Here is a 21555-nt window from a genome sequence, read left to right on the forward strand (position 1 = left end):
TGCGGAACGCTAGCGCCCGACCTGGCCGCGGTCGCGCAGGAAATGATCCGCCAACACGCAGGCCATCATGGCTTCGCCGACGGGGACGGCGCGGATGCCGACGCAGGGATCGTGGCGGCCCTTGGTCATGATCTCGGTGTCGGCGCCGTTGCGATCGACGGTGAGACGCGGCTGCAGGATCGACGAGGTCGGCTTGACGGCGAAACGCACCACCACCGGCTGCCCCGTGGAGATGCCGCCCAGCACGCCACCAGCGTGGTTGGACAGAAAACGCGTGCCGTCATTGCCCGTGCGCATCTCGTCGGCATTCTCTTCCCCGGTGAGTTCGGCCGCGCCGAAGCCGGCGCCGATCTCGACGCCCTTCACCGCATTGATGCTCATCATTGCGGCGGCGAGCTCGGCATCGAGCTTGGCGTAGATCGGGGCGCCAAGGCCAGCCGGCACACCTTCGGCGACGACCTCGATCACCGCGCCGATCGAGGAGCCGCTCTTGCGGATGCCGTCGAGATAGGTCTCGAAGAACGCGGCCTTGTCCTTGTCCGGACAGAAGAACGGGTTTTTCGCGATCTCGTCCCAGTCCCATTTCGCGCGGTCGATCTTGTGTGGCCCCATCTGCACCAGCGCGCCGCGCACCTTCACATCGGGCAGCACCTTTCGAGCGATCGCGCCGGCGGCGACGCGCGTCGCGGTCTCGCGCGCCGAGGAGCGGCCGCCGCCGCGATAGTCGCGCAGGCCGTACTTCGCTTCATAGGTAAAGTCAGCGTGGCCAGGCCGAAACTTGTCCTTGATCTCGGAATAGTCTTTTGAGCGCTGGTCGGTGTTCTCGATCAGGAGCCCGATCGGCGTGCCCGTCGTCACCTGCACGCCGGTCTCCGGATGCGCCATCACGCCGGAGAGGATCTTGACCTGGTCCGGCTCCTGACGCTGGGTCGTGAAGCGCGACTGGCCGGGTCGGCGGCGATCAAGATCACCCTGGATGTCGGCCTCGACGAGCGGGATCATGGGCGGGCAGCCGTCGACCACGCAGCCGATCGCCACCCCATGGCTCTCGCCGAAGGTCGTGACGCGGAACATGTGGCCGAAGGTGTTGAAGGACATCCGTATCTAGCTCGTAAGTCAGTGCTGACTTAACTCGCCCTGAAATTGGGGTCAAATGCCTACACGGTCGTCATGGCCGGGCTTGTCCCGCCATCCACGTTCTTGGCCCACAAGCGCAAAAGGGCGCCCCGGGCATGACGGCGCAGGACGCGCAAGCGAACCGGCTTAACTAAACTTCTCCAACCGCCCGTCGCGGAACACGTAGACGGCGCCCTGCTCGATATAAAGTTCGGCGGCGCTCGCCGGCGTCTCCAGGCCGAGTGAAACCATCAGGGCCCGGCAGGTCCCACCATGGGCGACCGCGACGGTGTCGGTCCGGAGTTGGTCGTACCAAGCGCGCACGCGGACCTGCACATCGGCGTAGGTCTCTCCGCCCGCGGGGCCCACCGTCCATTTGTCGGCGAGGCGCCGGGCGTAGATGTCGGGATCGGAGGCCTCGCTCTCGGCCAGCGTCAGTCCCTCCCAGGTGCCGTAGCCGATCTCACGCAGGCGATCGTCGAGCGTATAGCCCGCAGTCGGCAGTTCGAGCTTGCTCCGCGCCAGTTCCATGGTCTCTCGTGCGCGGCCAAGCGGACTCGACACGTAGGGTAATGCGGCCTTGTCGCGGCCCTCGCGCTTGAAGAGATCGGCGAGAATGCCGCCGGCCTGCACCGCCTGACCGCGACCGCGTGCGTTCAGCGGAATGTCCTTGATGCCCTGAAGCCTCCCGAGCGCATTCCACTCGGTCTCGCCGTGGCGAAGGTAATAAATCGTGGGCACAGGCATTGCTGGGTGAAAAGTTAGTCCTTCCCGCCGAACGAAATGTCCGGCGCTTCCGGGCGCTTCATGCCGAGCACGTGATAGCCGGAATCGACGTGGTGCACCTCGCCGGTGACGCCGCGCGAGAGGTCGGAGAGGAAATACAGAGCGCTGCCGCCGACGTCTTCCGTGGAGACGTTGCGCCGCAGCGGTGCGTTGGCCTCGTTCCACTTCAGGATATATCTGAAATCGCCGATACCGGACGCCGCGAGGGTCTTGATCGGCCCCGCGGAGATCGCGTTGACGCGGATATTCTTCTCACCGAGATCGACGGCGAGATAACGCACGCTCGCTTCGAGCGCCGCTTTCGCGACGCCCATGACGTTGTAATGCGGCATCCACTTCTCGGCGCCGTAATAGCTGAGCGTGATGAGCGAGCCACCGTCGGTCATCAGCTTCTCGGCGCGCTGCGCCACCGCCGTGAACGAATAGCAGGAGATCAGCAGGGATTTCGAAAAATTCTCCTGCGTGGTGTCGACGTAGCGGCCGTCGAGTTGCTCGCCATAGGCGATCGCATGCACCAGAAAGTCGATCTTGCCCCACTTCTCCTTCAGCACCGCGAAGGCCGCATCGATGGTCGCAGCATCGGTGACGTCGCAATGGCCGAGCACGAGCCCGCCGATCTCGGCGGCGAGCGGCTCGACGCGCTTCTTCAGCGCATCGCCCTGATAGGTGAAGGCAAGCTCCGCGCCGGCCGCGTGGCATGCCTTGGCAATGCCCCAGGCGATCGAGCGGTTGTTGGCAACGCCGAGGACCACGCCCCGCTTGCCCTGCATCAGACCTGAATTCTGCGCCATTTTGCTAACGTCCCGTCGAGCTCCCGGTGAGGTTTGGAGGTACACCAGCCCTCCGTTGCGGTACAGTCCTAATACGCGGCGTTAACGCTGTTTCAAGCGCCGGAATAGCCGTTCCGCTCGGGTGTTATGATCGTTGTGGCGCTCGCGCCGACATCAGGACGTCAAGACCGCAATGAGTGCGTTTCGCCAGAGTGTTGAAGCCATGATCCCGGCGTTGCGCCGCTACGCCCGCGCGCTCACGCGCGAGGCGGATGCGGCCGACGATCTGGTGCAGGATACGCTGGTGCGGGCGCTGCGTTCGGAGCGTCTGTTCCTCGGAGGCGACGTCAGGAGCTGGCTCTATACGATCCTGACCAACCTCAACAAGAACCGGCGGCGTTCGCTGGCACGACGGCCGCAATTCATGCAGCTGACGGAGAACAACCCGGATGCCAGCGGGACCGAAGCCGAAGGGCGCGATATCGAGAGGGCGCTGGCGACGCTCGTCGAGGAGCAACGCTCGGTGCTGCTCCTGGTGATGCTGGAGGGCATGAGCTACCGCGAGGTCGCCGACATCCAGGGCGTGCCGATCGGCACCGTGATGTCGCGCCTGGCACGCGCCCGCGCCCACGTCAAAGCCTCGCTGGAGGGCGAGCGCCCGGCGCTCAGGCGGGTGAAATGATGGCAGGATTGATGCATCGCGCCGGTCGTTTCTCCTGCATGGCGCGGGAAGCGGCGCAGTTGAACCACGAAGAACATTTTGGGCCGCAGAGCCAGAGACGATCGATATGAACGACCGCAAGATCCCAGTGACCGAGGACGAACTGCACGCCTATGTTGACGGCGAGCTGCCGGCCGAGCGCCGCGCCGATGTCGAGGCCTGGCTTGCCGCGCAGCCCGAGGATGGCGAGCGCGTGCAGTCCTGGCGCGCCATGGCCGAGATGCTGCACGCCCGCTACGATTCCGTCGCCCAGGAGCCGGTGCCGGCGCGGCTCGAGCTCGAACGGCTGGAGCGCCGCCCGCGGCACTGGCTCTATGGCGCCGCCGCGGCTGTGCTGGTGGCCTTCATGGCCGGCGGCACCGCCGGCTGGCTGGCGCACGGTGCCGCCAACGCGCCCTCGACTTTCCAGAGCTTTACGACCGACGCACTCGACGCCCACCGCCTCTATGTCGTCGAGGTTCGCCATCCCGTCGAGGTCGGCGGCAACGAGCGCGACCACCTCCAGGCCTGGCTGACCAGACGCTGCGGCTGGACCGTGTTTGCTCCGAACCTGGAGGCGAGTGGACTAAAGCTCGTCGGCGGCCGGCTCTTGCCGGGGCCGAACGGCCCGGCGTCGTTCCTGATGTATGAGGGCGCCTCGGGCGAGCGGTACACGATCTACACCGCCAAGACCGAGAATGGCGCGACGCAGATGCGGTATGCCAGAACGGACAAGGACGGGGCGCTGTTCTGGTCGGAGCGCGGCGTCGGCTACGTCGTCAGCGGTGGCGGCGACCGGGACCGGCTGACCAAAGTGGCGCAGGCGGTCTACGACCAAGCAGAGAAAAGCGGCACCTAGACAACCACGCAAACGCGGTGCCTCGATTCCGACATTGAAAATTTGGAATGAAGACATCGGCGCGTCTCATTATCGCACCGGATGATCACGCGAAAATGAGCAGCGTTCGATCCGCCGATCGACGCGGGCGGCCTCGATTGGGGTTTTTGGTACCGCGCTGGTCCCCCTCTCGAGGCCGCACCTTTTTATCGGCTGCCCCGCCGGACAGCCGACACGTCGAGCACGTGAGCCAAGAAGGGCTACCACGCCTCGGGCATATGATGAGCATCATCTCGATGCACGACGCTCTCAGTCTTTAGGAGAACCCCTCACACTTTCCGGATCACACTTAGCCAAGCCCGCTACGTGGATTGTAGGGGCGCTGCTCCCGCCACTTTTCCATCAATGCTTCAAGCTCGGCGTCGTTCCCGTCCGGTAGCATAATCCTGACGGTGACGAAGAGATCCCCGGTTCCACCAGTTTTTGGCAATCCTTTGCCCTTGAGGCGGAAGGTCCGGCCGCTGGAGGTGTTTTGCGGAACCGAAAGCTCCACGGCATTGCCGAGGGTGGGCACGCGGACCTTGCCGCCAAGCACCGCCTCGTAGAGCGTGACCGGCAGGTCGATCCTGAGATCGGCGCCCTCGATCTTGAAGAACGGATGCTGCGCGATGCCGATCGTGATCAGGAGATCGCCCGGCGGATGGCCCTGAGCGCTCTCGCCCTGCCCCCGCAACCGGATCTGCTGGCCTTCGGTCACGCCGGCCGGAATCTTGACGTTGAGCTCCTTGCCGTTCGGCAGCCGGACGCGCTTCTCGCCGCCCTTCACCGCCTCCTCCAGCGAGACGGTCATGGCGACATTGACGTCGAGATCGAGCCCGATCCCGCCGGTGTCGAATTCGAACTGGGCACCGCCGCCGGCCCCTGGGCGCGGACGCGGCCCTCCTCCGAACATGCTGTTGAGGATGTCCTCGAACGCGCCGCCGCCCGGACCAGGGCCCGCGCCGCCACCGCGGAACGTATAGCTCTCGAACCCGCCGGGACCCGCGCGCCCGCGCGGCCCACCGCCGCCGCCCGGAAAACCCTGGAAGCGCGGCTTGCCGTCGGCGTCGATCTCGCCGCGGTCGAATTGCTTGCGCTTGTCCTCGTCGCCGAGGATCTCATTGGCCGTATTGAGCTCAGCGAAGCGCTCGGCCGCCTTCGGGTCGTTCTTGTTGCTGTCGGGATGGTGCTTCTTGGCAAGCTTGCGATAGGCGCTCTTGATCGCGGCAGCGTTGGCGCTCCGCGGCACCCCCAAGACCTCATAGGGGTCGCGCATCCGTCACGTCTCCTTCAAGAAATCGAATTGTTCAAAGGGCTCCCCGCCCCAACTGAGCCTCATGTGGGGGGCGAGTGGTATTTTTGCAACTAGCCTGGTGAAGCGATTCCTAGCTCCGCCACGGCTTTAGCGTATGAATCTCCCAACTGCCACGGCTGCTTTGGCAGCCCGCGCCCTGGAGCCAGCTTTCGGTGCTGCCATTGACGTAGCTCGCCAGGAAGTCGCGGCACTTGCGGCCGTCCTCGGCGGCATAGGATTGCGCGATCGGCGTGACCGAACCGCGCGCCCCGGTTTCCGGATTCTCCCAATGCTGGCTGGAATCCTTATCGTTCTTGCTGAGCACGTCGGAGGCGGCGTTGCGGGCGAAGGCGAGATCGGTCTCTGTCGGTGCCGCCACCCTGGCCGGCATTGCGATCGAGCCGGTAAGGTCGCTGTCATCGGCCTTGGCGTAGGCACTCTTGTCGTTGCGGGAAAAGCTGCAACCGCCGGTGCCGAGTCCGATCAGAATGATCGTCATGACGAAGCCGAACGGCCGGATCGCCGATAGGCCAACGCGTCCCCATACCCTATATAGGGCGGTAGCAGACAACAACGCGTTTTGGACCGCAGGACGCAACTCGGACCCCAGACATGACCGACACGACCTCGATGAAACACCAGACACCCTTAACATCCGGTGATTTCACCGCCGCCGACGAGCCGTTTGCGCTGTTCGAGGCCTGGCTGAACGAAGCCATCAAGAGCGAGCCGAACGATCCGAACGCCATGGCGCTCGCGACCGTCGATCCCGACGGCCTGCCGGACGTGCGCATGGTGCTGATGAAGGGCTTCGATACCGATGGTTTCGTCTTCTACAGCCACATCGCCAGCCAGAAGGGCCGCGAACTCGCCGCAAATCCTAAGGCGGCGTTACTTTTTCACTGGAAGTCGCTGCGCCGTCAGGTCCGCATCCGCGGCAACGTGACGCCGGTGACCGAGGCCGAAGCCGACGCCTATTTCGCCACCCGTCCCAAGCAGGCGCAGATCGGCGCCTGGGCGAGCAAGCAGTCGCAGGAGCTCGAGAGCCGCTTCGCTTTCGAGCAGGCGATCGCCAAGGTCGCCGCCAAGCACATGATCGGCAAGGTGCCGCGTCCGCCGGGCTGGAGCGGCTGGCGTATAACACCGTCGCGTATCGAGTTCTGGCACGACCGCCCGTTCCGCCTGCACGACCGCATTGAATTTCGCCGTGACGCGGCCGGCCAGAAATGGTCCAAGACGCGAATGTATCCCTAGAATTTTGTTCGAGAATGATCCCTTCGGAAAACCGCTGCACAGTTTGCGCTAACGCGGCCCTCCGGGTCCGGATCATGCTCCAGCCTGAAAGATGTCCATGCCGCAGTCGTCCAATGCGCCGCGCCGTACGCTGCTCCTGACCGGGGCGAGCCGCGGCATCGGCCATGCCACCGTGATCCGTTTCTCCTCGGCCGGCTGGCGCGTGATCACCTGCTCGCGGCATCCGTTCCCGGAGGATTGTCCCTGGGACGCGGGCCCTGAGGACCATATCCAGGTCGACCTCGCCACCCCCGCAGATACCACGCGCGCGATCTCCGACATCCGCGACCGTCTCGAAGGCGGCATGCTGCATGCGCTGGTCAACAACGCCGCGATCTCGCCGAAGGGGGCCGGCGGCTCCAGGCTCGGCTCGATCGACACCGACCTCGACACCTGGACGCACGTGTTCAATGTCAACTTCTTCGCGCCGATCATGATGGCGCGCGGGCTGATCGAGGAATTGAAGGCGGCCAAGGGCTCTGTCGTGAACGTCACCTCGATCGCGGGCTCGCGCGTGCATCCCTTCGCGGGCGCGGCCTACGCCACCTCGAAGGCCGCGCTGGCGTCCCTGACGCGCGAAATGGCCTCCGACTTCGGCCGCGTCGGCGTGCGCGTCAACGCGATCGCGCCGGGCGAGATCGACACCTCGATCCTGTCGCCGGGCACCGAGAAGATCGTCGACCAGCAGATCCCGATGCACCGGCTCGGCACACCGGACGAGGTCGCCAAGATCATCTACGTGCTGTGCACGGACACCAGTTCTTACGTCAACGGCGCCGAGATCCACATCAACGGCGGCCAGCACGTGTAGGCTACCGCGTCATTGCAAGCGCAAGCGAAGCAATCCAGACTGCCTCGGTGAGGACAGTCTGGATTGCCTCGTCGCTTCAGTGCAAAATTGCTTCGCAATTTTGTCGCGAGCTCCTCGCAATGATGATGTTGGAAATTACGCCGGAGAAGCAAGGCGATCCAGACAACGCCGCCGCAAGACCTGGATCGCCCTTAGCTTTCCGTTCCTCAATCGAGTCGAATCCGACGTGACCTCTCGCGTGGCTGCGGAGCGGCCGTGCTGATTGCAGTCGAGCAATCGTCGTCGTTCTCGCCGTCGAGCAGCGGAGCACCACAGTGCCGGCACATGCGCGCCGACATCGACGACGCCTTGCCGCTCGTCGCGACGTGGCGATAGCTCGCCAGATCGATGACGTTGGGGGGCGTCGTTATGTGTTTTTCAACCATGGCTGTTCCTCGCGGCTTACCTGCTCCTTATCGCAGACAAGTTTCGCGCAAACGTTCAGCCCACCGCTCAAATTTTACCGGAGGAATTGGGGCGGCGAGCACACATCGCCGTGCGGCCGCAATCCCGCTCTATTCTGCGACACCAGACACTGTGTCTCTGCGTCCGGCGTAAGGTCTCGGTCACTATTACAGCCACTTCTTCCACTTGAAGATCCAGTACGGAACGATCGCCGCAATCAGCATCAGCACCAGCGCGAACGGATAACCGTGCACCCATTCGAGTTCCGGCATCGACTTGAAGTTCATGCCGTAGATCGAGGCGATCAGCGTCGGCGGCATCAGGACAACCGCCATGACCGAAAACAGCTTGATGATGTTGTTCTGCTCGAGATTGACGACGCCGAGCATGGCGTCGAGCACAAAGGTGATCTTGCTGGAGAGATAGGAGGCATGATCGGTCAGCGAGACGACGTCACGCTGCATGGTCTTGAGCTGCTCGCGCATGTCCTTCGACCATTTCACGCCCTCCACCACCGCGGAAAGGAAGGCGACGACGCGGCCGATCGAGACCAGGCTCTCGCGAACCTTGGAGGTCAGATCGCCCTTGCGGCCGATCGAGATCAGGATTTGCGAATATTGCTTGGCGTGACCGTGGCGCTCGCTCTCCGGCTCGAAAATGTCATGGGAGACCTGATCGATCTCGGCGCCGCAGCGCTCCAGGATGTCGGCGCAGCGGTCGATCACGGCATCGAGCAGCTCCATCAGCACCATCTCGCCGGTGATGGCCGGTGTGCAGGAACGGGCCAGCTTGGCCTCGACCAGCGCAAAGGGCTTGGGCTGGTCATAGCGCACCGTTACCAGGCGGTGGTCGCCCAGAATGAACGTGACCGCCGTGGTCCTCGGCATATCGGTATCGGATTGGCACATCAGCGTCGCGGTCATGTAGCGCGCGCCGTTCTCCATATAGAGGCGGCTCGAGATCTCGATCTCCTGCATGTCCTCCCGGGTCGGGATTGCGATCCCCGAGAGCTTCTCGACGGCTTTGTCCTCGGCCGCGGTGGGGTTGACCAGGTCGATCCAGACCGCATGCTCCGGGACTGCTGCGAGATCCTCGATGACGGCCTTCTTGAGGGAGGACTCGAAGGGAACGAACACAGAAAACATGCACAACTCCAGCAGGGGCCTGCGACAGACTGACAGCGCTTAGCGCGATTCTGACAAGTTGATGATGACAAGCACATTAACGAGCGTTTGCATTTGTGGCGACGGCATGGCCCAACTGTGGCACGGAATCGACACATACGACCGTTTTGCCCAAAAACCGGCTCTGGCCCGCAAAACTTGCGGCAGAAAAGCCACAGGTAAGGTCTTGCAGCGCGGGAGAAGCGTCGTGAGGCTGGAATTGTGGCAGATTTCAACGATAATGGGGCCAACGGAATCGTGGAATTGGGCTTACTCAAGCTCCACGAAGCTTGTTGTTGTCGATTGGAACCAAATCATGTCGTCGCTGAAAGTTACGCTGGGTATTTTGGCCGCTGGCCTGATGCTGTCGGGCTGCATGCAGGCCACGCATTTTGAAGCGACCGACACCAAGGCCTTCAAGCCGAAGGACAAGGAACTCCTTGCCAAGGTTCGGTACGAGAACACCCCGGTCGCAGAGCCGTTCCGCCGCGCCATCGTTGAGTACCACCGCAAGGAATCGCCGGGCTCGATCGTGGTCGATTCCGACAACCATTACCTCTACTACGTTCTGGATGGCGGCAAGGCGATCCGCTACGGCATCACCGTCGGTGAAGAAGCCATGGCTTGGTCGGGCATCGCCAAGGTGGGCAGCAAGACCGAGTGGCCGGCCTGGCACCCCACCCCCGGCGAAATTTCGCGCCTGGGCGTGCCCACCTTCGTCGCCCCCGGTCCGGACAATCCAATGGGCTCCCGCGCGATGTATCTCTACTCGGGCGGCAAGGACACATTGTTCCGCATTCACGGCACCAACCAGCCGGAATATATCGGCGCGTCGATCTCGTCGGGCTGCATCCGCCTGACCAACGAGGACGCGATCGACCTCTATGATCGCGTCAAGGTCGGCACCCTCGTTGTGGTGCTCGAGCCCAAGCATGGCGACTCGCCCTACAATTCACGGCTTGCGCTCGGCGGCAGCCAAACTGGCCAGGCGGGCAGCTACTGATCAGGTACCTGATCTCTGACATTCAAAAGCGCCGGTCTCACCGGCGCTTTTTTGTTGCCGGCTTGTGCGGCCGGGCTTTGTGGCCGTCGGCCGCCGGCTTGTCCGCAGAGGCAGCCGATGTCTCCGCCGCCTCGTCGTCAATTCCTTGCTTCGTCTCGGGCTTGGCCTCGGGCTTCGCTTCGGGTTTGGCCGCGACCTCACGCGGCGGCGCCTCCTCGGGCCGTTCCGCCGGCAGCAGCGGGGCAACCTGCGGCAGCGGATCCCAGACGTTCCACTGGCAGATCCGGTAGTCGTTGCGCCGCTGCGCGAGATCGAGATGGATATGGTCCTCGTGGTACCAATCCGAGCCGGGGCCGAGCACGGTCGAAAAGCGCGAGCAGACCGAATGCAGCACGCGCTCGCGCACCTCGCGCGGCATGGTGCGGTCGGTCAGGCCGATCGACTGCCCGTTAGCGAGCTTGATGGCGCGCACATCGATCGCATTGGCCTTGCCGTGCTCGGACAGCATGGCGCCGACGACGCGGTTGCGGCCGCGACACTCGAAGCTGTCGAAATTGTCGAGATCGCTGATGGTCGAGCCGAGGCTCGCGGCCAGCGGCACCACGTCCTTGCGCACCCAATCGGCGATTGCGGATGCCATGGTGCAGCGGAGGATCGCCGCCGGCTTGACCGCCACCTTGCGCTTGTCCGGCAGCACGATGGCCTCGAGCCGCACCAGATCCTCGCCGCCACAGGCGCCGGGGCCGCGGATATCCGGGATCGAAGGCGCGATCGCGATCTCCTCGGTCAGCGCGAGGCGGCACGCCGAGGCCTGCTTCTCGGGCGGCGGCGCCGCCTCGGCGGGCTTGGTGGCGCCTGGTTTGTCCGCGGAAGGCTTTTCCGCGGAAGGCTTGCCGCCGGTCTCCGCAGGAGCCTCGTCCGATGCCTTAGCCGACCCCTTGGGGGCCTCCTCGGGGCGAGGTTTTGGGAGCGGGATCCTGCCAGAGATATTGGCAGAATGAACCGTGGCGCGCGGCCGTGGTGCAGCAATACCAAAGATGTCCAGCGGGGACCCATATTTGCGCGCCTCTGCCCGATCCGCGAGCCCGAGCGCGACGGTAACCATTGCCGCGCCGACGGACATATAGCCGCGACAAGACCATTTGCGGCGAAAGGCGGGCAGGCTAAAACTCATGACAATTCTTTGGCCCAACGCTGAGAGCGACAATCCGCCCAGCGGCTTCTCGGAGGAACGACGGAATGCTTGGTTTGATGCAAGACTGGCCCCTGCTCTGCCACAGGATCATCGAACACGCCGCCAAGATTCATGGCAAGCAGGAGGTCGTGACGCGCTCGGTCGAGGGACCGATCCATCGCACCACCTATGCCGATATCCACAAGCGCGCGCTCAAGGTCTCGCAGATGCTGGAGCGCGACGGCATCAAGCTCGGCGACCGTGTCGCAACGATCGCCTGGAACACCTGGCGCCATCTTGAGGTCTGGTACGGCATCATGGGGATCGGCGCCATCTGCCATACCGTCAATCCCCGCCTTTTCCCCGAGCAGATCGCCTGGATCATCAACCATGCGCAGGACCGCATCGTGATGACCGACATCACGTTCGTTCCGGTCCTGGAGAAGATCGCCGACAAGCTGACAAGCGTGGAACGCTACGTCGTGCTCACCGACAAGGCGCACATGCCGCAGACGACGCTGAAGAACGTGGTCGCCTACGAGGACTGGATCGCGGAGGCCGACGGCAAGTTTAAATGGAAGGACTTTGACGAGAACACGGCGGCCGCGATGTGCTACACATCGGGCACCACCGGCGATCCCAAAGGCGTGCTGTATTCGCATCGCTCCAACGTGCTGCACGCGATGATGGCCAACAATGTCGACGCGCTCGGTACCAGCGCCTCCGAGACCATGCTCCCCGTGGTGCCGCTCTTCCACGCCAACAGCTGGGGCATCGCCTTCTCCGCACCCTCGCAGGGCACCAAGCTCGTGATGCCGGGCGCCAAGCTCGACGGCGCCTCGGTCTATGAGCTGCTCTCGACCGAGAGGGTGACGCATACCGCCGGCGTGCCCACGGTTTGGCTGATGCTGCTCCAGCACATGACCGCCAACAATCTGAAGCTGCCGGACCTGAAGATGGTGATCTGCGGCGGCTCGGCGATGCCGCGCTCGATGATCAAGGCCTTCCTCGACATGGGCTCGAACGTCCGCCACGCCTGGGGCATGACCGAGATGAGCCCGATCGGCAGCGTCGCGGCGCTGAAGCCGCCGTTCCAGAATGCGATCGGCGAGGCGCGGCTCGACGTGCTCCAGATGCAGGGCTACGCGCCCTTCGCCGTCGAGATGAAGATCACCGACGATGCGGGCAAGGAGCTGCCGTGGGATGGCACGACCTTCGGCCGCCTCAAGGTCGCCGGCCCGGCCGTCGCCAAGGCCTATTACCGGGTCGACACTGATATTCTCGACGAGGACGGCTTCTTCGACACCGGAGACGTCGCGACCATCGACGAAGCCGGCTACATGCGGATCACCGACCGCTCCAAGGACGTGATCAAGTCCGGCGGCGAGTGGATCTCCTCGATCGAGCTGGAAAACCTCGCCGTCGGCCATCCCGCCGTGGCGGAAGCCGCCGTGATCGGCGTGTTCCATCCCAAATGGGACGAGCGTCCGCTGCTGATCGTGCAGCTCAAGCAGGGCCAGCAGGCCAGCCGCGAGGACATCCTGAAGTTCATGGATGGCAAGATCGCCAAATGGTGGATGCCCGACGACGTTGCCTTTGTCGACGGCATACCCCACACGGCGACGGGCAAGATCCTGAAGACCGCGCTGCGCGATCAGTTTAGGGAATACCGCTTCCCGAACGCGGCGGCGTAGGCCATCTCGGACGTCGTGCCCGGGCTTCGTCCCGCCTGCGGGGTCAAAGCCCCTTCGGCGCGGCGACGGCCCGGACATCCGCGTCCTCATGGCAAAAAGACGTGAATGGCCGGTCAAGCCCGGCCATGACGATGCAGCCTTCTGCGGAACTCTTGAATTTGCCCGCCGGCCGTGGTCTCAACGGCCCATCGTCGTGCCAGATCGGCCGGCACCGTCCCCAAGATCCCGGCAGAGCTGACCCGATGGCCCGCAGGTTTTCCGCTCCCTACCAGTCGGAGCCCGTGTCCAGCCTCGCGAGCTGGGCGCGCAATCTGGCCGTGTTCGCCCTGGTAGCGGTGGTGGTCTCGATCATCATCGTCCGGTTCGGCTTCCTGGAGATGAAGCCGGCGCTCGCGACCTTCTTCGGCGGGCTCGGGATTGCCGCGCTCTCGATCCTGTTCGGGCTCGCCGGCTTCGCCGCGATCTGGCAGAACGGCTCGCGCGGCATGGCGCGCATCCTGCTTGCGTTCCTGATCGACGGCGCGATCCTCGCCTATCCCGCTTATCTCGGCCTGCAATACCGCAAGCTGCCGGCGATCCACGACATCACCACCGACCCGATCGACCCGCCGCGCTTCGACGCGCTGGCCCGCCTGCGCACCGGCGATGGTGCCAATACCGCTGTGTATGCCGGCCTCTATTCGGCCGAGCAGCAGCGTCAATTCTATCCCGATATCGAGCCGATCGAGCTCGAGATTTCAGTCGACCGCGCCTATGCGATCGCGCTTCAGCTGGTCAACAAGCGCAAATGGTTGATCATCGACGAGCGCGCGCCGCAGCCCCCGCGCCGCATCGGCCGCATCGAGGCGGTGGCGCGCTCACCGATCATGGGTTTCCGCGAGGACATCGCCATCCGGGTCGTGCCCGACGGCGAGGATTCCCGCGTCGATATCCGCTCCGCCTCGCGCTATTTCGAGAGCGACCTCGGCAGCAACGCCGCACGCGTGAAGAAATTCATCGACGATCTCAACACCGCCGCCGATGCCGACGCACTCAAACCGGTGAAGAAGACGCCGGTGGCGCCGCCGAAGGCGCCGGCAAAGACGGTGAAGAAGTGACGGAAGGCTAAGCGTTCGCCATCCGATAGGTCCCGCCGATCACGGGATCGCCGTCCGTCGCCACCACGCCGCGGGCGACCAGGTCTTCCAGATGCGCCAGCACGGAATAGCCCGCCGCGGTGGTGAGCCTCGGATCGATGCCGATATAGATCGCCCGGACCATGGTCGGGATGTCGGTCTCGCCCTTCGCAAGGCGGTGCAGGATGGAGGCCTCGCGCGCCTTGCGGTGACGGATCAGGAAGCGCACGAAGCGCGGGCCTTCTGGAATTTCGGGGCCGTGACCGGAGAAATACACATCCTCCTCGCGCGCGGCGAGACGATCCAGCGATTCCATGTAGTCGATCATCGAGCCGTCGGGCGGGGCCACAATCGAGGTCGACCATCCCATCACGTGATCGCCGACGAAGTTGAATTTTCGCTCGGGCCAGGCAAAAGCGAGGTGGTTGGCGGTATGGCCGGGTGTCGCCACGGCCTCGAGCCGCCAGCCATCTCCTTCGACCACGTCGCCATGGCCGATCCTGATATCGGGCGCGAAGTCGCGGTCGGCGCCGGATTCCGGGTTGTGCTTCTCGCTCTCGAAGCGCGGGCGCGAGGCGCGGTGCGGGCCTTCGGCGTAAACTGGCGCGCCGGTCGACCGCTTGATCCGCGCGGTGTTCGGCGAATGGTCGCGGTGGGTGTGGGTGACGAAGATATGGCTCACCGTCTCGCCGCTGACGGCATCGAGCAGCGCCGCCGCATGCGCCTCGTCGTCCGGACCGGGATCGATGATCGCGACGTTGCCCCGGCCCACGATGTAGCTGACCGTGCCGGTGAAAGTGAACGGACTCGGATTGTTACAGAGCACGCGCCGCACGCCGGGGCGGACTTCCTCGACGATGCCGGGCTTCAGCGGAAAGTCGCGGTTGAACGGGACGTCGTCGTTGTCGGACATGGCTTGCTCGTACCTTGCTGACTTCGTCATGCCCGGCCTCGTGCCGGGCATCCACGTTCTTCGCGTGGTCTAAGACGTGGATGGCCGGGACAAGCCCGGCCATGACGCGATTGGAGAGTTCAGTCGCATTCCACACTGGGGCGGTTTGCTCAGAAAAACGCCTGAATGCCCGTGATCGCGCGGCCCAGGATCAGGGCGTGGACGTCGTGGGTGCCCTCGTAGGTGTTGACGGTCTCGAGGTTATGGACGTGGCGCATCACGTGATACTCGATCGAGATGCCGTTGCCGCCGTGCATGTCGCGCGCGACGCGGGCGATGTCGAGCGCCTTGCCGCAATTGTTGCGCTTCATGATCGAGATCATCTCGGGAGCGAACTTGCCCTCGTCCATCAGGCGACCGACGCGCAGCGAGCCCTGAAGGCCCAGCGCGATCTCGGTCTGCATGTCCGCGAGCTTCTTCTGCACGAGCTGGGTCGCGGCGAGCGGCTTGCCGAACTGCTTGCGGTCGAGCGTATACTGGCGGGCGCGGTGCATGCAGTCCTCGGCCGCGCCGAGCACACCCCAGGAAATGCCGTAGCGGGCGCGGTTGAGGCAGCCGAACGGGCCTTTCAGGCCGGAGACGTTGGGCAGCAGCGCGTCTTCCGGAACCACGACACCGTCCATCACGACCTCGCCGGTGATGGAGGCGCGAAGCGACAGCTTGCCGCCGATCTTCGGTGCCGACAGGCCCTTCATGCCCTTCTCCAGCACGAAGCCGCGGATCTGGTTGTCGTGCGCGGCCGACTTGGCCCAGACCACGAACACGTCGGCGATCGGCGCGTTCGAGATCCACATCTTGCTGCCGGTCAGGCGATAGCCGTCCGACACCTTCTCGGCGCGCGTTTTCATGCCGGCCGGATCGGAGCCGGCATCAGGCTCGGTCAGCCCGAAGCAGCCGACCCACTCGCCGCTGGCGAGCTTCGGCAGGTACTTCTTGCGCTGGTTCTCGTCGCCATAGGCGTAGATCGGATACATCACCAGCGAGGACTGCACCGAGTTCATCGAGCGGTAGCCGGAATCGACCCGCTCGATCTCGCGCGCGACCAGACCATAGGCGACATAGCCTGCATTGGCACAGCCATATTCCTCCGGCAACGTGATGCCGATCAGGCCGAGTTCGCCCATCTCGTTGAAGATCTCGCGATCCGTCTTCTCTTCGAGATAGGCCTTGGCGACGCGCGGCAGCAGCTTGTCCTGGGCGTAGGCGCGCGCGGTGTCGCGCACCATGCGCTCGTCTTCGGTGAGCTGCTCGTCGAGCAGGAACGGATCGTCCCACTGGAAAGAAGCCGAAGCCGGCTTGTCCTTGGCCTGAGGGCGCGCGGTCATGAAACGTCCTTTCGTCTGGTTCCGTCAAAATTTGCCCGACAAAGTAAAGCGCCGCGGCAACAAGTGCAATTGCGTTGCAGATGTACGGGTCTGCGTGATTCCCGGGGACCCGCGAGGCGCGCCTCGGGGGATGCGCTTCGCGCACCCCTGGATAACAGCGCTAGCTTTCGAGTAGCTCGTTGGCGACGATCTCGATGCCGAAGCCCGAAAGGCCCTTGTAGTCGTGCACCGAGGAGGTGAGATGCCGGATCGAGGTGACGCCGAGATCGCGCAGGATCTGTGCACCGACGCCGACTTCGCGCCACTGGCGGTTGCGGTCGGCCTCGGTCGCGCTCTCATCGGGCAGCGGCGCCACAGGGACACCGGCCGCACCGTCGCGCAGATAGACCAGAACGCCACGGCCCGATTTCTTGAAGTGCTCGAGCACCGCCGCCATGCGCTTGTGGCCGGTGAAGATGTCCTTGACGATGTTCGGCTTGTGAAAGCGTGTCAGGACGTTCTTGCCGTCGCCGACGCCGTTGTAGACGAAGGCGACATGGGCGATGGAATCGAACGGCGAGCGGTAGGCATAGCCCTGCAGCGGCCCGATCGGGCTCTCGGTGACGAAGGTCGAGACCCGCTCGATCAGTTTCTCGCGCACCTGGCGGTAGGCGATCATGTCGGCGATGGTGACGTGCTTGAGCTTGTGCTGGGCGGCGAAGCGGGCGACCTGCTCGCCCTTCATCACGCTGCCGTCGTCGTTCATCAACTCGCTGATGACGCCGACCGGCGGCAGGCCGGAGAGCTTGCACAGGTCGACCGCGGCCTCGGTATGGCCGGAGCGCAGCAGCACGCCGCCGTCCTTGGCGATCAGCGGGAAGATGTGACCGGGACGGGCGAAGTCGTTGGCGCCGGCATTGGGATTGGACAGCGCGCGGCAGCACGAGGCGCGCTCCTCGGCCGAGATGCCGGTGCCGCCGTCGGGCTTGTAGTCGATCGAGACCGTGAATGCGGTGGTGTGCGCTGAGTCGTTGTGGGCCACCATCGGATCGAGCCGCAGGCGGCGCGCATCTTCGCTGGTGATCGGGGCGCAAACGATGCCGGAGGTGTGGCGGATGATGAACGCCATCTTCTCGGCGGTGCAGAACGAGGCGGCGACGATCAGATCGCCCTCGCCCTCGCGGTCTTCGTCGTCGGTGACGACCACGAGCTCACCCCGGGCAAAGGCCTGCAAGACTTCCTGGACGTTATCCGGCATTTCCCAATCTCTATCGGTTATGGCCCGGAGGCTTAGCCGGACTTGAGCCGGGGCGCTAGTGTCCCCGGCGCAACCGCATATGCCGGACCGCAGCCCTGCCCGACGGGCGGCTCGCGTCGGGCCTAAGCCCGGTGAGAAGCCGGCCGGGAGCGGTCAGGGCAGCACTTCGCGCCGCTCGCCGAGCCGCTGATCGAGCTCGGCCCGCTTGTCGGCCAACAGGCCGGCCTGGGCGGCCTCGATCACCGTGAACAGCTCATGGGCGTCGCTGAGCCGGGTCACGGTGACATAGCTGGCGCCAGCCGCGTAGAGTTCGTCTACATCCGACAACAGATCGGCCGTGGCAATGATCATGGCGGTCGGGTTGAGGGTGCGGACGTGGCGGACCAGCTTCTCGTTGCTGGCACCCTTCAGAAGCGCATCCGGGACGCTGAGGATGATCATCTCGGATTTGCCGACGCCGGCATGGAGCAGCGTGTCGGCGCTGCTGATATCGCCGTAGATCACGTGCAGGCCGCGCGACAGCAGCGTCTGGTACACATTGGGATTGAAGTCGATCACGGTGATCTGCTCGAGCAGCACCGGTGCCTGCCGCTCGATCTCGGCCAGCAGCGCGCTCGCCGCACGGAAAAAGCCGAGGATGACGATGCGGCGCGCCTCGCCATGGCCCTCGTGTCCTTCCTCGCCGTGGCCATTGCCGTGGTCGAGATCGCGCAGGCCGATCCGCTTCAGGGGACCGATCGCCCAGCGGGTGATCTCGTCGCTGCGGGTCATCACGAATGTCGAGAGCACCGCCAGCACCACGAAGGCGAAGGAGGCCGCGTTCGCCGTCTGGGCTGCGATGTGGTGGTCGGCGACGCCGGTCTGGATCACCACCAGCGAGAACTCGGAGATCTGCGCGAGATTCAGGGCCGGCAACAGGCTGGCTCGCAGGCCCTGCCTCATCAGATAGAGCGGGACGAAGGTGGTCACGAGGCGGCTCACCACCGTGAACGCCGCGATCATCAGGGCAAGTCCGATCACGGAGAGGCCGGGCACGGGAATGGTCATGCCGAGCGCGACGAAGAACAGCGTGATGAAGAAATCGCGAAGCGTGGTGACCTTGGCCGTGACATCGAGCGCATAGGGAAAGGTCGAGAGCGAGACGCCGGCGATCAGGGCGCCCATCTCGCGCGACAGCGACAGCCGCTCGGCGGTCTCGGCGACCAGGAAGCACCAGGCGAGCGCGCCGAGCAGGATCAACTCGGGGCGGCGGGCGATCTGGTGAAACAGGCGCGGCAGCACGTAGCGGCTCACCAGCAGTGCCGCGGCGACCAGCACTGCGACCCGCCCGATCGAGAGCAGGATCACGCTGATTTCCAGATTGGCAAGGCTCGGCTGCACCGCCAGAAACAGGATGGCGAAGATGTCCTGGAGCACCAGCACGCCGAGGGTGATGCGGCCGGGCAGCGTGTCGAGCTCGCGCTTCTCGTAGAGCACCTTGACGATGATGACGGTGCTCGACAGCGCGCAGGCGACACAGAGGTAAACCGCATCGAACTGTCCGCCCCCGAGCGACAGGCCGATGCCGACGAAGAACAGCACCCCGAGCAGGCAGCCGCCGAGGAGCTGGCCGCCCGCCGCGAACAGGATGACCTTTCCCGCCCGCACGATCTTCTTCAGGTCGATCTCCAGGCCGATCATGAACAGCATGAAGATCAGGCCAAGCTCGGAGATGACGCTGATCGATTCCTGCGACTTGACCCAGCCGGCGCCAAATGGACCAATGCAGAAGCCGGCGATAAGATAGGCCAGGATCAGCGGTTGCCTGGAGAAGTGGGCAAGCAGGCCCAGCATCCAGGCAAACAGGATACAGAGAGTGATGTCGCGAATGAGCTCGTGCATGCCAGATTGGTCCGTTTTGCCGCACCCTAGTGATCGAGTGCGTTGCGGCAAGCGAGCAATTCGTCACATGCGGATGGGGCTCGCCATTGCACTGCTGCTATGCCCCCTCGCCTGCTCCGTGCCCGCAGCCGCTCAATCCAAGGTGAATATCGAACAAAACTTTGCAGATTCCCTCACCGCACTGCCGAAAGAAGAACTCGCCGTCGCCGGCGGGTTCTACGTGCCCGCCTATTCCAGTGTCGCGATGAGCCAGGGCAAGCTGCGCGTCGACTTCTCGGTGACCCTGAGCGTGCACAACGCCTCCGAGACGCAAGCACTGGTTGTCAAACGCATCGCCTATTTCGACACCGCAGGCAAGCAGGTCGAGAGCTATCTGAAGGCGCCCGTCGCGTTGAAGCCCCTCGCCACCGTCTCAATCTTCATTCCGACCGACGACGTACGCGGCGGGACCGGAGCCAATTTCCTGGTCGATTGGGCCGCAGCAAGCGAGATCGCCGAGCCTGCTGTCGAGGCCTTGATGGTTGGCGGCGTCGCCAATGCGCATTACGCTTTCATCAGCCAGGGCCGTCCGACCCGGACGGCCGGCAAGAACTAAGGCCGTCTGTCCGCCGGATGCGGGCAAAAGAAATAGGCATGGCCGACGCAACGCCGGCCGGCTCAAAAAGAAAACAACGAGGAACGCTCCCATGACGTCCAGCTTCGATTTTGCGCCCCTGTTTCCCGCAGGGCTGCCGGCCCCCTCTGCGCGCTGGACGGGCCTCGCCAAATACAGTTTTGTCGGCGGCAACAACGACTCCGAGCAGGTGCCGCTCGATGATCTGATCGAGGCGGCCAATCTGGCTCTGCAACGCGAAGGCCGCTCGCTCGCCACTTACGGGCTGGCACATGGTCCCCAGGGCTATCTGCCCTTGCGCGAATTCCTGGTGGCAAAACTCAAGCGCGATGCCGGCATCAACTGCACGGTCGACGATCTCCTGATCGTGTCCGGCTCGCTGCAGGCGCTCGACCTCGTCAACGCCACGCTGCTGACGCGCGGCGACACCGTGATCTTCGAGCAGGATAGCTATCAGGGCTCGCTGACCCGCCTGGCACGGCTCGGAGTCAACGTGATTGGCATTCCCCTCGACAACGACGGCATGCGCATGGACGTGCTGGCCACGACGCTGGCCGACCTCAAGGGCCGCGGCATCCGTCCGAAATACATCTACACCATTCCGACCGTGCAGAACCCGACCGGCAGCATCATGCCGGAGGGCCGCCGCACCGAGCTGTTGCGGCTGTCGGCAGACTACGGCGTGCCTGTTTTCGAGGACGATTGCTATGCCGATCTGGTCTGGTCGGGACAGCGGCCGCCGGCGATCCATGCGATGAGCCCGAACGGCGGCGTGATCCATATCGGCTCGTTCTCCAAGTCGATCGCGCCGGCGCTGCGCGTGGGCTTCATCGTCGCGCCCTGGGATGTGATGTCGCGGATGCTGGCGCTGAAGACGGACGCCGGCTCAGGCGCGCTGGAGCAGATGGTGCTCGCTGCCTATTGCAAGCCGCATTTTTCGACCCACGTGCCGGCACTGACGAAGGCGCTACGGACCAAGCTTGATACGCTGATGGAGGCCGTCAACGAGCAGTTCGGGACGGCCGCCGAGTTCGAGGAGCCCAAGGGCGGGATCTTCCTGTGGGTGAAGCTGCCCGATCAGGTGGATACGCTGAAGCTGTATCAGGCCGCGCTTGCCGCCGGCGTATCGATCAATCCGGGGCCGGAATGGTCGACTGACAAAAACCACTCCAGATCGCGACTGCGGCTGTGCTTTGCGAGCCCCTCGCATCAGCAGATCCGCGAGGGCGTGGCCGTGCTGGCCGAGGTCTGCCGCAAGGAGTTCGGCGTGCCGGCCCGCAGTGCCAATGTGGAGAATCGAGCTTGAG

At 64.4% G+C, this 21555-nt stretch carries 20 protein-coding genes; 9 read left to right on the plus strand and 11 right to left on the minus strand.

What is annotated here, in order from left to right:
• Positions 1-9: 9 nt before the first annotated feature.
• The 3 genes from aroC to fabI all read right to left on the minus strand — a co-directional run bounded on the left by aroC (position 10) and on the right by fabI (position 2693).
• Entirely contained in the window at positions 10-1098 is a 1089-nt protein-coding gene (aroC, locus tag IVB54_RS28485) for a chorismate synthase (RefSeq protein ID WP_018456243.1), read from the minus strand.
• Positions 1099-1263: 165 nt separating this feature from the next.
• Positions 1264-1863, minus strand: coding sequence for a histidine phosphatase family protein (locus IVB54_RS28490; protein ID WP_018456242.1), 600 nt, complete (start codon positions 1861-1863; stop codon positions 1264-1266).
• A gap of 14 nt (positions 1864-1877) precedes the next feature.
• Positions 1878-2693, minus strand: a complete 816-nt coding sequence (fabI, locus tag IVB54_RS28495; RefSeq protein ID WP_026233116.1) for an enoyl-ACP reductase FabI — start codon at positions 2691-2693, stop codon at positions 1878-1880.
• A 172-nt stretch (positions 2694-2865) separates the two neighbouring features.
• Here fabI and IVB54_RS28500 point away from each other — a divergent pair, with 172 nt between their 5' ends.
• Both IVB54_RS28500 and IVB54_RS28505 read left to right on the plus strand, forming a co-directional pair.
• Entirely contained in the window at positions 2866-3354 is a 489-nt protein-coding gene (locus IVB54_RS28500) for a sigma-70 family RNA polymerase sigma factor (RefSeq protein ID WP_007594679.1), read from the plus strand.
• A gap of 106 nt (positions 3355-3460) precedes the next feature.
• Positions 3461-4231: an anti-sigma factor gene (locus tag IVB54_RS28505; protein ID WP_085352549.1), complete on the plus strand. Its 771-nt coding sequence runs from the start codon at positions 3461-3463 to the stop codon at positions 4229-4231.
• A gap of 328 nt (positions 4232-4559) precedes the next feature.
• On the opposite strand, the gene IVB54_RS28510 is transcribed toward IVB54_RS28505, so the two are convergent.
• A complete protein-coding gene (locus tag IVB54_RS28510; RefSeq protein WP_018456238.1) occupies positions 4560-5525 on the minus strand; it encodes a J domain-containing protein in 966 nt (321 codons plus the stop codon).
• A 109-nt stretch (positions 5526-5634) separates the two neighbouring features.
• The gene (locus tag IVB54_RS28515; RefSeq protein ID WP_018456237.1) at positions 5635-6042 is read right to left on the minus strand and encodes an RT0821/Lpp0805 family surface protein; all 408 of its coding nucleotides are present in this window, start codon (positions 6040-6042) and stop codon (positions 5635-5637) included.
• A 113-nt stretch (positions 6043-6155) separates the two neighbouring features.
• Here IVB54_RS28515 and pdxH point away from each other — a divergent pair, with 113 nt between their 5' ends.
• Positions 6156-6797, plus strand: coding sequence for a pyridoxamine 5'-phosphate oxidase (pdxH, locus tag IVB54_RS28520; RefSeq protein ID WP_018456236.1), 642 nt, complete (start codon positions 6156-6158; stop codon positions 6795-6797).
• Positions 6798-6894: 97 nt separating this feature from the next.
• On the plus strand, positions 6895-7647 hold the full coding sequence (locus tag IVB54_RS28525) for an SDR family oxidoreductase (RefSeq protein WP_026233115.1): 753 nt from the start codon (positions 6895-6897) through the stop codon (positions 7645-7647).
• Positions 7648-8258: 611 nt separating this feature from the next.
• Here the strand turns inward: IVB54_RS28525 and IVB54_RS28530 are convergent.
• Positions 8259-9236, minus strand: a complete 978-nt coding sequence (locus tag IVB54_RS28530; protein ID WP_018456234.1) for a magnesium transporter CorA family protein — start codon at positions 9234-9236, stop codon at positions 8259-8261.
• Between the two features lie 334 nt (positions 9237-9570).
• Here IVB54_RS28530 and IVB54_RS28535 point away from each other — a divergent pair, with 334 nt between their 5' ends.
• Positions 9571-10257 (plus strand): L,D-transpeptidase, encoded by a 687-nt coding sequence (locus IVB54_RS28535; protein WP_018456233.1) that lies wholly within the window; start codon positions 9571-9573, stop codon positions 10255-10257.
• Positions 10258-10294: 37 nt separating this feature from the next.
• On the opposite strand, the gene IVB54_RS28540 is transcribed toward IVB54_RS28535, so the two are convergent.
• The gene (locus IVB54_RS28540; RefSeq protein WP_247363551.1) at positions 10295-11431 is read right to left on the minus strand and encodes an extensin family protein; all 1137 of its coding nucleotides are present in this window, start codon (positions 11429-11431) and stop codon (positions 10295-10297) included.
• Positions 11432-11496: 65 nt separating this feature from the next.
• Here IVB54_RS28540 and IVB54_RS28545 point away from each other — a divergent pair, with 65 nt between their 5' ends.
• Together IVB54_RS28545 and IVB54_RS28550 are read left to right on the plus strand one after the other, a co-directional pair.
• Complete coding sequence (locus IVB54_RS28545) at positions 11497-13125, plus strand: fatty-acid--CoA ligase (RefSeq protein ID WP_018456231.1); 1629 nt, start codon at positions 11497-11499, stop codon at positions 13123-13125.
• Positions 13126-13367: 242 nt separating this feature from the next.
• Positions 13368-14222, plus strand: coding sequence for a DUF1499 domain-containing protein (locus tag IVB54_RS28550; RefSeq protein ID WP_018456230.1), 855 nt, complete (start codon positions 13368-13370; stop codon positions 14220-14222).
• Positions 14223-14229: 7 nt separating this feature from the next.
• On the opposite strand, the gene IVB54_RS28555 is transcribed toward IVB54_RS28550, so the two are convergent.
• The 4 genes from IVB54_RS28555 to IVB54_RS28570 all read right to left on the minus strand — a co-directional run bounded on the left by IVB54_RS28555 (position 14230) and on the right by IVB54_RS28570 (position 19635).
• A complete protein-coding gene (locus IVB54_RS28555; protein WP_085352554.1) occupies positions 14230-15153 on the minus strand; it encodes an MBL fold metallo-hydrolase in 924 nt (307 codons plus the stop codon).
• A 149-nt stretch (positions 15154-15302) separates the two neighbouring features.
• Complete coding sequence (locus IVB54_RS28560; RefSeq protein WP_007594720.1) at positions 15303-16517, minus strand: acyl-CoA dehydrogenase; 1215 nt, start codon at positions 16515-16517, stop codon at positions 15303-15305.
• Between the two features lie 160 nt (positions 16518-16677).
• Complete coding sequence (ribB, locus tag IVB54_RS28565; protein ID WP_018456228.1) at positions 16678-17754, minus strand: 3,4-dihydroxy-2-butanone-4-phosphate synthase; 1077 nt, start codon at positions 17752-17754, stop codon at positions 16678-16680.
• Positions 17755-17907: 153 nt separating this feature from the next.
• A complete protein-coding gene (locus IVB54_RS28570) occupies positions 17908-19635 on the minus strand; it encodes a cation:proton antiporter (RefSeq protein ID WP_018456227.1) in 1728 nt (575 codons plus the stop codon).
• 67 nt (positions 19636-19702) lie between these two features.
• Here IVB54_RS28570 and IVB54_RS28575 point away from each other — a divergent pair, with 67 nt between their 5' ends.
• Both IVB54_RS28575 and IVB54_RS28580 read left to right on the plus strand, forming a co-directional pair.
• Complete coding sequence (locus IVB54_RS28575) at positions 19703-20230, plus strand: DUF3124 domain-containing protein (protein ID WP_026233112.1); 528 nt, start codon at positions 19703-19705, stop codon at positions 20228-20230.
• A gap of 91 nt (positions 20231-20321) precedes the next feature.
• Positions 20322-21554 carry a PLP-dependent aminotransferase family protein gene (locus IVB54_RS28580; RefSeq protein WP_018456225.1) on the plus strand — a complete coding sequence of 411 codons (1233 nt, stop codon included), beginning with the start codon at positions 20322-20324 and terminating at the stop codon, positions 21552-21554.
• Position 21555: the final 1 nt, after the last annotated feature.

This window comes from Bradyrhizobium sp. CW1 (assembly GCF_023100665.1).
Lineage (GTDB): Bacteria > Pseudomonadota > Alphaproteobacteria > Rhizobiales > Xanthobacteraceae > Bradyrhizobium > Bradyrhizobium canariense_D.